The following is a 14,480-nucleotide window of genomic DNA, read 5'->3' as shown; positions in this document are numbered from 1 at the left end:
CGTCTCTTCCCTTCCTTCCCCTATGCCTCCCCGCGCGCCCACGGTGACACCGGGCGTGCCCGAGCACGACAGGTTCATCGCGTCTTGTCCCCCTCCGCACGGTCCCCCCTGTCCCCTGCCGCGTGGATGACCGGCTCCCGTCGCCCGTCCTGGTGGTCGCCGAAGGTGCTGCGCACCGAGGTGCTGGCCGGTCTGGTGGTCGGCCTCGCGCTGATCCCGGAGGCGATCTCGTTCTCGGTCATCGCCGGGGTCGACCCCGCGATCGGCCTGTTCGCGTCGTTCACGATGGCCGTGACCATCGCGGTCGTCGGCGGCAGGCCCGCCATGATCTCCGCGGCCACGGGTGCCGTCGCCCTGGTCATCGGTCCGCTCAACCGCGAGCACGGCTTCGGTTATCTGGTCGCGGCCGTGATCCTCGCCGGTGTCTTCCAGATCGTCCTCGGCGCGCTCGGCGTCGCGAAGCTGATGCGGTTCGTGCCGCGCTCGGTGATGGTCGGCTTCGTGAACTCCCTTGCCGTCCTGATCTTCATGGCGCAGGTGCCGGAGATGCACGACGTGCCCTGGGCCGTCTGTCCGCTGCTCGCCGCCGGCCTGGCCCTGCTGGTGTTCTTCCCGAAGGTCAGCACGGTGGTCCCGGCACCGCTGGTGTCCATCGTCGTCCTGACCGTCATCACCGTCGCCGCCGGGATCGCGGTGCCGACCGTGGGCGACAAGGGCGAGCTGCCGTCCTCGCTCCCGGTGCCGGGGCTGCCGGACGTGCCGTACACCCTGGAAACGCTGAAGATCGTCGCGCCGTACGCGTTCGCCATGGCCCTGGTCGGTCTGATGGAGTCGCTGATGACCGCGAAGCTCGTCGACGACATCACCGACACGCACTCCGACAAGACCCGCGAGTCGGTCGGGCAGGGCATCGCGAACATCGTCACCGGCTTCTTCGGCGGGATGGGCGGCTGCGCGATGATCGGCCAGACCATGATCAACGTACGGGCCTCAGGGGCCCGCACGCGGCTGTCGACGTTCCTGGCCGGCGCGTTCCTGATGGTGCTGTGCGTCGTCTTCGGTCCGGTCGTCTCCGACATCCCGATGGCCGCCCTGGTCGCCGTCATGGTGATGGTGTGCTTCGCGACCTTCGACTGGCACTCCGTCGCGCCCAGCACCCTCAGGCGGATGCCCGCCGGGGAGATCACCGTCATGGTGATCACCGTCGCCTGCGTGGTCACCACCTCCAACCTCGCCGTCGGCGTCGTCGTCGGCAGCGTCACGGCCATGGTCGTCTTCGCCAAGCGCGTCGCCCACCAGGCCGACGTCACCTCGGTCACCGACCCCGACGGCAGCCGGGTGGTCTACTCCGTCACCGGCGAACTGTTCTTCGCCGCCTCCAACGACCTCGTCGGCCGGTTCGACTACGCCACCGACCCCGACAAGGTCGTCATCGACCTGTCCGCCGCGCACATCTGGGACGCCTCTTCGGTGGCCGCGCTCGACGCCGTCGAGGCGAAGTACGCCCAGCGCGGCAAGACCGTCGAGATCATCAGCCTGAACGAGCCCAGCGCCCGCATCCACCAGACCCTCAGCGGGCAGCTCCGCTGAGAAATCCGACGACCGCCTCGTTCACGGCGTCGGGCCGTTCCAGGTAGCCGTAGTGGCCGCAGCCGGGAATCTCGGTGTACGCGGCCGCCGGGATGGCCGCGGCGAGTTCGCGCGAGAGGTGCGGGCGGACGACCAGGTCGTCCTGGAAGGCGATGACTAGGCAGGGGCGGGTGATGCGGCGGTAGTGCGGAAGGCGGTTCGGGACGACTTCCAGGCCCAGTTGTGCGCGGATCGTCGACGGGTCGGGGCCGGAGAGCTCCAGGATGCCGAGCCAGTCCCGGAGCCGCTCCTCGTCGTTGAGGGTCCGTGGTGAGAGGTTCTGCAGCGCCTGCCGGTACGCGGACACGGCGGGAGGGATCTTGACGCCGCTGTCGGCCAGCTCGATGTCGGCGGCCGACATGGCGGTGATCAGCGCGTCCGCCCGTCCGCAGCTGGCCATCAGCACGGCCCGCGTGACGAGTTCGGGCCGGGCCAGGAGGAGTTCCTGCGCGATGAGCCCGCCCAGCGAGTGGCCCACGACCTGGCAGGGCCCCGCGCCCAGATGCTCGATCAGACCGGCGACGTCCGCGGCCATGTCGTCGAGGGTGAATCCGGCGGGGGACGGACCGGTCGGCGGGATGCCGCGGTTGTCGAGCGTGATGACACGGTGGCCGGCCGCCTTGAGGGCGGGAACCTGGTGGGCCCGCCAGACCCGTCCCGGGCTGCCGGTGCCGGCGACCAGCACGACGGGCTCCCCCGGGCCGCCGTGGTCGTCGTAGCTGAGAGCTGTTCCGTTGACGCGTGCGAACGGCATCGTCCTGTCCTTCCGCCGCCCGCTGTGGGGCGGCCCCTGGCGGACGGAGCGGTCCGCCGCGCTGCTCGGAAGCCCAACCGCCCGGGTCCGCCGACGAGTTCACCCCCGTCGGCGGACCCGGATCACCTCACCGGCCGGACCACACGGGATCACGTTTCTCCGCGAAGGCCCGGGGGCCCTCCACCGCGTCACGGCTGTGCATACGCCGTTCCTCCCACGTGTACCTCGTGGCGAACGCCTCCGGGAGCGGCTGGTCCAGCGAGCGCATCACGGCCTCCTTGATGGCCCGTACCGACAGGGGTGCGCTGCGGATCAGGTCGGCCGTCCAGGCGTCGACCCGGCGGTCCAGGTCAGCTTCCTCGGCGACCTCGTTGACCAGTCCGAAGTGCAGCGCCGTCGCCGCGTCGATCGGGCGCCCGGTGAGCAGATGTCCCATCGCCGTCTTCAGGGGCAGCTGACGGGCGAGGCGGAAGGCGCCGCCCGCGCCCGGGATCAGCCCGAGCCGCGCCTCCGGGAGGGCGAACACCGCGTCGTGCGAGGCGATGACGAGGTCGCAGGCGAGCGCCAGCTCGAAGCCGCCGCCGAGGGCGTAGCCGTTGACCCGTGCCACGACCGGTTTGGACAGGGCGAACCGCTCGGTGAGCCGGGGCCAGCCGGGCAGGCCCCGGCTGCCGAACGTCGTCCGAGGGGTCCCTTCGGCGTCGAGGCGGCTGCGTTCCTTCAGGTCCTGTCCGACGGAGAAGGCCCGGTCGCCCGCGCCGGTGAGGACCACCACGCGGATGTCGTCGTCGGCCTCCACGTCGTCCCAGACACCGGCGAGTTCCTCGTGCGTGCGCAGGTCCATCGCGTTCAGCACCTCGGGACGGTCGAGGGTGACGCGGGCGACGTGGTCCTTCTTCTCGTACCGCACCCGGGCGCGGTCGTCGGGGTTCATGACGACCTCGCCGCGAACCGGCCGACCTTGTGGATCACGTCCTCGCCGTACAGCCGCAGCGCCTGCTGGAGGGCGAACTCCGCCATGTACGCGCGGAACGCCTCGGCGGGCTCCTCGGCGAGGTTGAGCATCCGCCGATTGGCGAGCACTGCCTCCCCGTCGAGGCGCTCCAGGCTCCGCTCCACGGCGGCGTCCAGCTCCCCCGGGTCCACGACCTCGTCCACCAGCAGCCGTGCCTGGGGCTCCGAGGCCCAGATCCTGCGCCCCTCCAGGATCACCTGGCGGGACAGCCGGGGCCCGGCGTACCGGCTGAAGCGGAAGTTGGCCACCCCGGGGATGATCCCTTCCTTGGCGGCCGGGAGGCTCAAGTAGGCGTCGGACGCGGCGAGGACATGGTCGAACACCAGCAGCAGCTGGGCGCCGCCGCCGATCGCGAAGCCGTCGACGGCGGCGACCCATGGCTTCTCGGCGTACGGCGAGTGCCACCGGTCCGGGTCCTCGACGAGCAGGCCCCGGACGAGTTTGTGGATGTAGCCGAGTTCACGGCGCAGCAGGAAGTCGACCAGGGAGATGTCACCCGAGCTCAGGTTCTTGAGGTTGATGCCCGCGCTGAACACCCGCCTGCCGCGGTAGCGGGGATGACTCATCTCCCCTCCGCGCAGCAGGCCGACCCGGACGCCCGGGTCGAGGAGAGCCAGGTCTACGGCCGTCTCCATGTCGTCGACCTGCTGGTTGTCCTCGGCGTTGAGCCGGTCGTGCCGGCACATCGTCAACCGTGCGACGCCGTCGCGGCGTTCGAGCCGTACGGCGTCCATCTCGACGGCACCGGTCCGCAGGAACTCCGGCAGCAGCCGCCGCGCCCGGGCCGTCGGCCGGAGCATGGCGTCGAGGAGGTGCGGGCCGGCCGAGGGGGACCGCAGGACGGCCCGCAGGAAGATGCCCTGGTCGATCTCGTGGCCTTCCTTGTCGGCCTGCGGCCGGCTCCGTTCCTGCGCGAGCCGGCCGGCGTCCGGCACCAGGCCGGGGAAGGCGGTCGCCGCGGCCGCGACCAGTTCGTCGATCCGCAGGCCGCGGGTACGCCCCTCGGTGATCCGGTCGTACACGGCGTCGCCGTACCCGTCGAGGAACCGGGCGCGCAGGGCGCGGGCCCGGTTCTTCACCGCCTCGGCCAGGTCCCGCTCTTCGGGCGTGCGGCGCGTCGGATACGGCAGCGACGCCAGCGTCTTGTCCACGCGCTCGGCCGCCTCGGTCAGCGCCGACCACTCCGCACGCGCGGTCTCCTGCTCCAGCAGGGCGGTCGTCATGCCGCCGCCCCGCCTTGCGCACCGGGGAGTCCGTGGCTGGGCCGGGTCATCACGCGGCCTCCTCGACACCGCGCCGCAGAGCCCGGTCGCAGGCCGCCAGGTGCGGGCCGAGGGCGTCCTCGAAGCTGACCGTCATCGCATCGAGGAGGAGTTGGCGCCGCAGGGCGAGTTCCTTCCCGGACAGGCCCTCGCAGCGCTGGACGGCGGCTTCCGCCGCTGTGTCCGGTGTCTCGGTCAGCTCGTCGGCTATGCCCAGCGTCAGCGCCTCGGGCGCCGGGATCGGGTCCCCGAACAGGACGGCACGGCGGGCACGCGCGGCGCCGGCCAGGCGGGCGAGGCGGAACGCGGCCATGCCGGGCCAGGTGGCCTCCCCGTCGAAGGACAGCAGAAGACGGCTGTCGCGCGTCGCGATCCGGATGTCGGCGGTGAGAAAGGCGTCGAGCGCCGCTCCGCCGCAGTCGCCGGCCGCGATCGCGACGGTCGCCCCGGGCAGCCGCTCGAACCTCCGCAGCACCCGTTCCCACTTGGTGACGAGGGAGACGTCCAGCCCGTCGGCCCAGCCCGGCGCGGGTGCGCCGGTGACCCGCAGGATCGCGGCCCCGCCCCGGTCCTCCACCTCGTCGCACAGGGCGGTGAGGTCCTTGACGGTTCTGATCGACAGCGGCCGGGATCCGTCAACGGCCAGTGTCGGCACGGCACTTACGTCACTCACTGCGCTCTCTCCTGTCGTCACCACTGGACCAGCGCCGTCTCGAGCGTGGACCCCGGGCCCATGGTCATGAGCACTCCGTAGTCGCCGGGCCGGGTCACCTGCTCGTCGAGGAGGCGTTCGTACGAGAAAAGGAACGATCCGCTCGACACGTTGCCGTAGTCCCGCAGGACGCCGACGGTGTGGCGCAGGTCGTGGCGGGTCAGGCCGAGGTTGACGACCACCGCGTCGATCACCTTCTTGCCGCCGGAGTGCACGAGCCAGTGGCGGATGTCGCTCCTGCGCAGGCCCGTGTCCTGGAGCAGGCGGTCGACCACGATCTCGGCGTGGGCACCGACGACGTAGGGGATCTGGGGGTCGAGGTAGAAGCTGAAGCGGTCCAGGTCGCGGTCCCAGTCGTAGCGCATCGCGCCGATCGCGTCGGGGATGATGCAGCTGGCGAACTTCAGGAGGGTCGGGCCCTCGGCCGCGCCGGACGCCTCGTCGCCGGGGCCGGACCTCAGGGCGATCGCTCCCGCGCCGTCTCCGAAGAGGCTGTTGACGACCGCGGTCCGCATCGAGGAGTCCATCGCGTACGCCGCTGAGCAGGCCTCCGTGCAGAGGACGACGGCGAGTTCGCCCGGGTGGGCGGCGGACCAGCCGGCCACGACGTTCAGCGCGTTGAGCCCCGCGTTGCAGCCCATGCCGACGATGTCGCTGCGACTGCAGTGCCGGTCGATGCCCAGTTCGCGGATCATCAGGGCGCTCAGGCCGGGGGTGAGGAAGCCGGTGGAGGACACGCAGCACAGGTGGCGCAGATCGGAGAGTTCGGCGCCGGCCCGCTTCAGGCAGGCGCGCAGTGCCTCGGCGCCCATCTCCGTCGCCATGGCCTTGTGCTTGTCGAGGAGGTCGCCCTGCGGCTCGGGGGCGCGGACACCGTCGGCGTCCGGTTCCGGGAGGGTCAGGTGGCGCCGGTCGATGGCACTGTTGGCGAAGACCGACTGGATCTTCGGGTCGGTGATACGGAAGGCGTCGAGCACCTCCTGCTGGGAGTAGACGGCGGCCGACGTGGCGGTCCCCACCCCGACGATCCGCGGCCGGTACTGCGTCTTCAGGGCGCCGTCACCGGTCAGGACGACGGGCCGCGGGAAATCGTCCGCCAGGACGTCGGCCTCCAGTCCTTCCGGCAGGTCCAGATTGATGGTCATCGAAAAGTCCACCCCCACATGCGCGGCTTCGACCGCGGTATCCGTGCATTGCTGTTCCCGATCACGTGCTTCGCCTTTCCCGGAGAATTCACGACGCCGAGGACTGCGCCTCGATGAACCGCGCGAGCCGCGCGGTGCCCTCTTCGATATCGGCCGTCGTCAGATAGCTGGTGGAGAGACGGAGGGCCTGATGGCCGCCGCCCTGCGGATAGAAGTAGTTCATCGGGGTCCAGATCACGCCGAATTCCTGTGCCGACCGGGTCAGCGCCGCGTTGTCCGCCCGGAAGGGGACCTGGACCGTGAGGAAGAAACCTCCCGTCGGTTCGTTCCAGCGCACGCCCAGAGCGGCGCGCCGGGCCGCCGGGAGACGGGCGTCGAGATTGCGCAGCGTGGTCCGCATGGCGTTGCCGTAATAGGCCGCCGGCTCCGCGTTCATCTCGGAGATCCGGCCCTCGCCCGCCAGCAGGGCGCCCGCCACCGCGGCCTGGCTCAGGGACGAGGTGTTGACCGTCACCATGCTCTTGATCTTGGCAAGCTCGTCGGCCAGGAGACCGGTCCGGCCCGACGCGTCGACCACCTGCTGGTCGGCGACCGCGAAGCCGACCCGGGCGCCGGGGAAGACCGTCTTGGCGAACGAGCCCAGGTGGACGACGCTCCGCGAACGGTCCATGGACTTGAGCGTGGGCAACGGCGTCCCGGGGCTCACCCTGCGGTACGGGCTGTCCTCGATGAGGAGGATGCCGTGGCGCTCCGCCGTCTCCAGCAGCGCGGCACGCGTCGGCGCGTCCATCGTGGTGCCCGACGGGTTGGAGTGGTCGGGAATCACGTAGAGGGCCCGCGGCCGCCGTCCCCGGGCGCGCTCCCGCACGATCGCGGCCTCCAGATCGGCGCAGGAGAACCCGTCCTCCCGCTCCTCCACGGCCGTCACCGGCACGCCCAGCAGGCGGGCCACGCCGGTGATGCCGACGTAGCAGGGGCTCGCCGCGAGGAGCACGTCGTCGGGGCCTGCGGTGAGGGCCCGCACCACCAGGAGCATGGCCTCCTGCGCGCCGACGGTGATGACGATCGACTCCGCCGGGACGTCGATGCCCTCGTCCGCGCGCAGCGAGTCGGCGACGATCCCACGGATCTGGCCGGCGGTGGGCCCGTACTGGTACATCGCGGTGCGGATGTCCTGCTCGGTGTGCCCCTGCGCGGCCAGATGGTCCAGGTAGCGGCGGAGGTACGTGAAGATCTGCTCGGTGTCGAAGAACCCGTCGTAGGGCCGCCCGGGCGCGAAGGACACGGCGTCCGGGTAGCGGTGGGTGACCTCGTTCAGAAAGGTCATCGTGTCCAGGACGGGGTCGGAGAGGCTGGGGTGGAGGTCGTCCTTGCGCAGGGTTCCGACGGCACCGACAGGGGTGTCCGTCGGGTGTACGCGGGGCGGTGGACGGTGTCCGGTACGGAGGCTGTCGGCGCGGGTCTCGGCGATCGAGGCGGTTCCGGTGAACGTCATCGCCTCCTCCAGCTCGCGCACGAGAGCGCCCAGCACCTCGGTGACGCCTGCCTCCCCGTCGACGATCAGCCCCTCCAGCACCAGCCGTCCCACGAGGACCGCGTCGGCCCCCGCGGCCAGGGAGAGCAGGATGTCGGCGCCCCGGCGGATGCCGCCGCCGAGCAGGACGGGCCGGTGCGTGCCCGCGACCGCGGCGAGGTCGGGCAGCGCGTCCAGCGCGTCGGTGACGATGCCGTCGGCCCCGGCGTCGAACGCGCGGGAGGCATCGGCGGCGGTGCGAACGCCCGCGACGAGCAGCGGCAGCGTGGACGTGGCGCGCAGCCGCTCCACGTCGGACCAGTCCGCGTGGGGAGCATCGGGGCGCGCGATTCGGCCGCGTCCCTGGGACCCCAAAGAGAGTCCCGGGGACCCCAGAGAGAGAAGCAGCGCGGCGAACCCGGCGCGCTCCGCGTCGGCCACCGACCGCTCGATGTCACCGGGCTCCCGTTGGCCGTACGTGCGGAGCCACCGCGGCCCGTCGCCGGCCGGCACCGGGTGCGCGAGGTCGTCCGGGGTGACCATGTCGACCACCACGGGGAGTCCCGCCGCGTCGGCCGCCCGCAGCACGGCGGGCTCGTCCGCGGGCCGGGCGAGTCCGGCGAGCGGGCCGACGGCGATCGGCGCGGCCCAGGGGCGGTCCAGGATCTTGGTGGTGGTGTCGGGCGGCCCGGGCCGGGTGGAACGGGCCGGCCGCAGACCGGTCAGGTCGAAGGCCGCCCTGTTCGCCTCGGAGGCCCGTTCAACGGCTTCCAGGGATTCCGCCAGAAGGTGATCGAATTCTTTCCGGGCCAGTCGCGCATAGTCGTCGAGGCTCCGTCCGGCCATGGAATTCCTCCCGGCTGAATCGGTTATTGGAAGGCTGATTCGGCATTCAGGATCACACGGTCGTAATCCTCACCACAACACTGTCCAACGGTCCGAAACCGCCACTTGGACGGGGAGTTGACTTGGACGGGGAGCCGGCCGACGGATGTGAGGCCTTTTCTTTTCACCGTCCGTGCGGAGGGCAAGCGACCTCGGAAAAACGCACGAGTGACATCGGAAGATCCGCTCTGCCGCGCACCTTCAATTTCCGATATATTTTCGTGAGATGCTGTTCCACCGTACTGACCGTTATGGAGAGCAAGTCGGCGATCTCGCGGTTGGTGCAGCCGGACGCGGCGAGAGCTCCGACCCGGCGTTCCGCCTCGGTGAGTTCGGCCAGCGCCGGAGGCACCACGTCCGTGTCGGCGGGGCCCGTCGGGACCGCGCGCCGTACCGGCGGGGACGGAGCGTCCCACAGCGCGCCCAGCGGGTGCTCGCGCCCGAGCTCGGTGGTCTGCTCCTCCGCGCGGCGCGCGGCTTCCTCCTCGGCCCGGGCGCGCCTGGACTCCAGCCCGTCGCCGCAGGTTTCGAGGATCTGTACCGCCTCCTGGAGCAGCCGCAGCCTGTTCCGGGACGGGCCCACCGCCGCGAGATGGCGCAGCGCGATGCCGCGGGCGCGGGTGGGCCGCTCACCGAGCCGGCCGAGATGTTCCTCGACCCGCTCCCGGGCCCGCCGGTGATCGCCCATGGCGATGAGGGCGGCGACCGCGTCGTTGCGCCAGTCCACGAGTTCCGGTGCGTCGAGCCGCCACTTCGTCATCAGCTCGCCGCACGACTCGAAGTCCCGCAGGGCGGCGCGCGGCCGGCCCAGGGCGAGGTGGAAGCGGCCCAGGGCCTGGAGGTAGGGCAGCGCGAAGGGGGTGCCGAACATGACCATGGGCACAGGCAGGTCGAGGTAGGTCCTGGCCGTGTCGACATCGCCGCTCTCGGTCGCCGCGCGGATCGCGAGGGCCAGCGGCAGACCGATCGCGATGCCCCAGGCCTCCGGGCCGACCAGGCTCAGCGCGGTACCGGCGGCCTCGCCCGCGTGGGCGGCGTCGCCCCGGCTCAGGGCCGCGGCCGCTCGGATCGTCTCCAGGAACGCCCGCCGCATGGGGGCACGCCGGTTACGGGGCTCGTCCAGCAGCCGCTCCGACCAGAGCAGCGCCTCGTCCAGCCGCTGGGCCCCGATCAGGAAGATCAACGCCACCAGCGTGTCCGCGAACGGGCCGGCCCGGCCGGTGCCGCGCAGCAGTTCGTCCGGGGCCGGGTCCTTGCCGAGTTCGACGAGGTCGGCCGAGAGCCTGACGAAGGTGCGGGGCGACATCGTGGTGCCGCGCCGCAGTCCGGGGCAGCAGAAGGACAGCCACACCCGGACGAGGGTGTGGTCCGAGCGGATGACGGCCCGTGAGTAGCCCGCTCCGTCCCAGGCGTTGTCCGCACCGGCGCCCTCGCGCGCCTCGATGATCCGCAGCAGGTCGTCGGCCTGCGCGAACTCGCCCCGCCACACCTTCTGCTTCACCACGACCAGGGCGTCGGACCCGGTGAGCAGCCCGGCGCGCACCATGCGGCTGAGCTGCGGGAGGTAGCGGGACGCCTTCGCGGGGTCGATGAGCCACTGCGCCTCCGCGAGGGCGGCGATCACCTCCGCCTCCTGATTGGCGTCCGTGCAGAGGCCGGAGGCGTGCCGCAGATAGTCGACGCCGGCACCGATGTCTCCCGCGGCCAGGGCCTCGCGCGCGGCCTCCCGGAGGATGTCGGGGTGCCAGCCGGCCTGCGCCGAGTCGTGGCCGGCCAGCAGTTGTTCGGCCACCACCCCGGCGGGCGCACCGCTCTCGCGGAGCAGTTCGGCGGCCCGGGCGCGCAGGGCGGGGAGGTCCTTGCCGGGAATGTCCGCGAGGACGGTCAGCCGGGCGCGCTCGTGGCCGAACCACGAGCCCGAGAACAGCCCGGCCGCGCGCAGGTCGGTGACGCTCCGGCGTACGGAGGTCGCGTCCGCCCCGAGAAGGTCGCCGATCAGGGCGGGTGTCACGGATCTGCCGAGGACGGCGGCGGCGCGCGCGACGGCGAGCAGGGTCGGCTCGCAGCGGTGGAGGCAGCGCAGAAAGGCGTTCCGGAACGACTCGCACGGCGCCGGGGCACCCCGCCCCGCGGTCGGCGTCGCCCCCTGTCCGGCGAAGTCCTCGATCAGGGCGTCCAGCAGCAGCGGGTTCCCCCCGCTGGTCCGCGCCCACAGCTCGACGGTCTCGGGCCCCACCGAACGCGTCGCCGGATGATCCGTCAGGTATCGGGCGACCCCCTCGGCCGAGAGCGGACCGAGCCGGATCCGATGGCAGTGGGGCAGGTGGAGCGTCTCCGCGTGGAGCGTGGCGAGTGCCTGTTCGTGGCTGGAACTCTCGGTCAGGACGACCAGGACGGCCAGCGAGTCGATGCGCCGTACGAGATACCTCAGGCACTGGAGCGATGCCTCGTCGGCGAAGTGCACGTCGTCGACATGGAGGACGAGCGGCTGTTTCCCGGCGAGTTCGGCGACGGCCCGGTAGACGCGCCGCATCAGCGCGCGCGGCACCCGTCCGCTCGCCTCCGCCGCCGTCGCGACCTCGGCGAGGTCCGCCGCACCCATCGCGGTGACCAGCTGGTCGATCAGTCCGAGCCTGTCGAGGCTCTCGCTCGCGGAACCGGTCACCGACAGGACGGCGCCCCCCTGCTCCGTCACCTGCCCGACGAATGTCTGGATCAACGCGGTCTTGCCGCACCCCACAGGTCCATTGGCAATGACCAAGGAACCCTTTCCGGCCACACACCCACTGTAGAGACGTCGTAGCAGACCGAGTTCTCCGTCCCTTTCACTGAGCTTCACAGGCACCCCCGTACCTTCGCCGATCAGTCAGCGCAACTCAGGATAGCGTCTCATTCACGCCGACACGGGCTGACTTTCGGTCACTCGGCCAGGGAATGGGGGGTTATTTTCAGACATTGAACGCTAGGGAATTCATGGAAAATTAAAAAAGAAATGCACAACCCCTCCCGGTGAAGAACGGAATGATTCACGCCACTTTCCACGACCCCGCACATGACTGGGGGCCGTCGCGAAAGCGGCACCTTTCGCGACGGCCCCCTCTGTCCGGGCGCGGGCTCAGCCGATCTGCGCGACGTCCTCCCCGACCCGCTCGGCGAACTCCGACCACAGATCGGCGAACTGCCGGGCGAGGTCGGCCACGATGTCGCTGCAGTGCGGCGGGACGTTGCTGATGATCGCCTCCCACTCCTCCTTGCGCAGGGTGTGCAGAGCGAGCAGGCGCAGCAGATTGCGGCCGGTCTCACTGAAGCGCAGTGCCGGGTCGGCCATGAGCCGCTTGATCAGCACGGCGTGGTCCGAGGCCGGCGCCACGACCTGCCGGGACCGCTGCCCCGGCCGGGCCAGTCTCAGCGCCCCGAACTCCCCTCCTACGGCCTGCTCCTCGTCCGGCGCGGTCTCCCGTCCGCGCTGCCGGGGCAGCGGGCCCTCGCCGTTGCCCAGCCGGTTGCGGACGTCTCGGGCGGTCTCCGGGGAGATGCCCGCCGCCCGGGCGACCTGCCGCAGCGAGAGGTCCGGGTTCTCGGCGAGCAGCTCACCGGCGAGGATGCGGCCGCTGCTGCCGTCGACCGGCCGCATCCTGCCGTCCCTGCCGAGCCGGCGCCCCTCCGGCCCCGGCGCCCGGACGACCCGTTTGCGGATGTCGCCGACGGTCCCGGGGGCGATGCCGGTGACCGAGGCCACCCTGCGGTCCGACCACTGGGGATGGGCGACGATGATGCGCTCGGCGGCACGCTTGCGGTCGGCGAGCGCCAGCGGCAGGCCGTGCGTGACGTTGAGCCTCACCGACAGGACGAAGGCCGCCGTTTCGTCCCCGTCGAAGAACCGGGCCGCGATCCTGCTCTCGCCGCGCAGCCGGGCGGCTTTCAACCGGTGGTAGCCGTCGATGACCCGCATCGTCGGCCGGTGCACCGTGATCGGTGGCAGCGGGTTCCGCGCCGCCACGAGTACTTGTATGTGCTCCAGACTCTCTCCGGCCAGCCGCGGTGATCCGGACAGGCTCAACGAGCCGATCTCGACCTCCACGACGGGCTGTTCCCCTATGGCCCCCTCGGACTCCACCCCAGCTCCTCACATACCCCCGCCGCTGCGAGAGCGTCGCCGTCCACGAAGAAGAATTTCTCGTGCAAGCACGCTTTCTGCAGAAAATCCACCGTCTGCCGCCGCAAGGAATGCGGGAGGTGGCGATTTCGACCCCCTCGACTCGCCCTGCCACCCCTGGACAGAGCATCCGTGCGCGGCATTCGCATGCTTCGGATGTGACCGAAATTAACAGCCTGACATCCAGGCCGAAACCCCTGTGGACATTGGGGAGCGCGGCCCCCTATGCCCTAGGGGGCGCCTGAATCCGGGATTCCGCACACTGCGGCGGTCAGCCGGCCGAGGCCGTGACGTCACTCCGCACCCGGGTCGCGAAGTCCGCCCACATGTCGGCCAGTTGGACGGCGAGGTCGGCGACGACACCGCTGCAGTGCGGCGGGACGTTGCCGATGATCGCCTCCCACTCCTCCTCGCGGACCGCGTGGATCGCGAGGAGCCGCAGCAGACTGCGGCCGGTCTCGGAGAAACGCAGCGCCGGATCGGCGATCAGCCGCTTGACCAGGACGACACGGTCGGGCCCCGCGTCCGCGCGGACCTGCGCGACGGAGTGGACCGGCCGTCCGGCGGCGGGCCGGCTGCGGGCCACCGGGACGGGCGCGGATCCGGGCCGGGTGTCCGTGCCGGTTCCGGTCTCGGGTGCGGGTGTGTGGCGCGGTTCGGCGTCGCTGTCGCGGCGGCGCGAGCGGGGCAGCAGGTCCTCCCCGTTCCGCAGGCGGTTGCGCACGTCGCGCACGGTCTCCGGGGAGATGCCGGCCGCGCGGGCGACCTGACGCAGCGACAGACCGGGTTCCTCGGTGAGCAGTTCACCGGCGCGGAGGCGGCCGGCGGTGCCGTCGAGCGGGCGCATCCGGCCGTCCTGGCCGAGCCGGCGCGCCTGCGGGTCGGCGGCGGAGCCCAGCCGGCGGCGGATCTCGCCGACGGTTCCGGGGGCGATGCCGGCGACCGTGGCCACTCTGCGGTCGGACCAGTGGGGGTGGGAGGCGATGATCCGTTCCGCGGCGCTCTGCCGGTCGGACAGGGCGAGCGGCAGCCCGTGGGTGACGTTCAGCTGTACCGCCAGGACGAAGGCGTCCGACTCGTCGCCGTCGAAGAAGCGGGCGACGATGGTGGTGTCCCCGCGCAACCGGGCCGCGCGCAGCCGGTGGAAGCCGTCGATGACCCGCATCGTGGGACGGTGGACGATGATCGGCGGCAGCGGGGTCGGCACCGCTGCCAGCAGCTCGATGTGTTCTTGCCGTTCGCCGGCCAGCCGTGGTGATCCGGTCAGCCGTAAAGCGTCGATTTCCACTTCCACTATGGATTGTTGATCGATGACTCCCCCGGTTTCCACCCCTGCTCCTCACCGGTCCTCGCCGCCATCACGACGAGCGGCCGTTCTCGTTCTCGAAGAGGAATTCCCTTCCGTACCG

General features: G+C 71.4%; 10 protein-coding genes. 1 reads left to right on the top strand and 9 read right to left on the bottom strand.

Annotated features, from left to right (window positions below; translation table 11 throughout):
* Window positions 1-126: 126 nt before the first annotated feature.
* Window positions 127-1,590, top strand: coding sequence for a SulP family inorganic anion transporter (locus OO69_RS12470; protein WP_051800960.1), 1,464 nt, complete (start codon window positions 127-129; stop codon window positions 1,588-1,590).
* Here the strand turns inward: OO69_RS12470 and OO69_RS12465 are convergent.
* From OO69_RS12465 to OO69_RS12425, 9 genes are all read right to left on the bottom strand, one after another.
* Window positions 1,571-2,383, bottom strand: coding sequence for an alpha/beta fold hydrolase (locus OO69_RS12465; RefSeq protein ID WP_033280621.1), 813 nt, complete (start codon window positions 2,381-2,383; stop codon window positions 1,571-1,573). The genes OO69_RS12470 and OO69_RS12465 overlap by 20 nt on opposite strands.
* Before the next feature lie 127 nt (window positions 2,384-2,510).
* Entirely contained in the window at window positions 2,511-3,317 is an 807-nt protein-coding gene (gene dpgD / locus OO69_RS12460) for an enoyl-CoA-hydratase DpgD (protein ID WP_033280620.1), read from the bottom strand.
* Window positions 3,314-4,621: a (3,5-dihydroxyphenyl)acetyl-CoA 1,2-dioxygenase DpgC gene (gene dpgC, locus OO69_RS12455; RefSeq protein ID WP_033280619.1), complete on the bottom strand. Its 1,308-nt coding sequence runs from the start codon at window positions 4,619-4,621 to the stop codon at window positions 3,314-3,316. Before dpgC ends, dpgD begins: the two co-directional genes overlap by 4 nt.
* Before the next feature lie 49 nt (window positions 4,622-4,670).
* A complete protein-coding gene (gene dpgB / locus OO69_RS12450; RefSeq protein ID WP_051800959.1) occupies window positions 4,671-5,333 on the bottom strand; it encodes an enoyl-CoA-hydratase DpgB in 663 nt (220 codons plus the stop codon).
* 17 nt (window positions 5,334-5,350) lie between these two features.
* Window positions 5,351-6,499 carry a 3,5-dihydroxyphenylacetyl-CoA synthase DpgA gene (gene dpgA, locus OO69_RS12445; protein ID WP_420707871.1) on the bottom strand — a complete coding sequence of 383 codons (1,149 nt, stop codon included), beginning with the start codon at window positions 6,497-6,499 and terminating at the stop codon, window positions 5,351-5,353.
* Between the two features lie 106 nt (window positions 6,500-6,605).
* A complete protein-coding gene (locus OO69_RS50085; protein WP_078652397.1) occupies window positions 6,606-8,876 on the bottom strand; it encodes an aminotransferase class I/II-fold pyridoxal phosphate-dependent enzyme in 2,271 nt (756 codons plus the stop codon).
* A 163-nt stretch (window positions 8,877-9,039) separates the two neighbouring features.
* Entirely contained in the window at window positions 9,040-11,754 is a 2,715-nt protein-coding gene (locus tag OO69_RS12435; RefSeq protein ID WP_158713377.1) for a helix-turn-helix transcriptional regulator, read from the bottom strand.
* A 276-nt stretch (window positions 11,755-12,030) separates the two neighbouring features.
* Window positions 12,031-13,032 carry a ParB/RepB/Spo0J family partition protein gene (locus tag OO69_RS12430; protein ID WP_033280616.1) on the bottom strand — a complete coding sequence of 334 codons (1,002 nt, stop codon included), beginning with the start codon at window positions 13,030-13,032 and terminating at the stop codon, window positions 12,031-12,033.
* Between the two features lie 310 nt (window positions 13,033-13,342).
* Entirely contained in the window at window positions 13,343-14,359 is a 1,017-nt protein-coding gene (locus tag OO69_RS12425; RefSeq protein WP_234444418.1) for a ParB/RepB/Spo0J family partition protein, read from the bottom strand.
* Between the last annotated feature and the right edge of the window lie 121 nt (window positions 14,360-14,480).

Source organism: Streptomyces sp. NRRL F-525, from assembly GCF_000716605.1.
Classification (GTDB): Bacteria; Actinomycetota; Actinomycetes; order Streptomycetales; family Streptomycetaceae; genus Streptomyces.
Note: the sequence above shows the minus strand (reverse complement) of the source record. Positions and strands in the feature narration are given on the sequence as shown.

Coding starts and splice junctions, on each gene's coding strand:
- OO69_RS12470 (WP_051800960.1), top strand. CDS start 127: ATGACCGGCTCCCGTCGCCCGTCCTGGTGGTCGCCGAAGGTGCTGCGC.
- OO69_RS12465 (WP_033280621.1), bottom strand. CDS start 2,383: ATGCCGTTCGCACGCGTCAACGGAACAGCTCTCAGCTACGACGACCAC.
- dpgD (WP_033280620.1), bottom strand. CDS start 3,317: ATGAACCCCGACGACCGCGCCCGGGTGCGGTACGAGAAGAAGGACCAC.
- dpgC (WP_033280619.1), bottom strand. CDS start 4,621: ATGACGACCGCCCTGCTGGAGCAGGAGACCGCGCGTGCGGAGTGGTCG.
- OO69_RS50085 (WP_078652397.1), bottom strand. CDS start 8,876: ATGGCCGGACGGAGCCTCGACGACTATGCGCGACTGGCCCGGAAAGAA.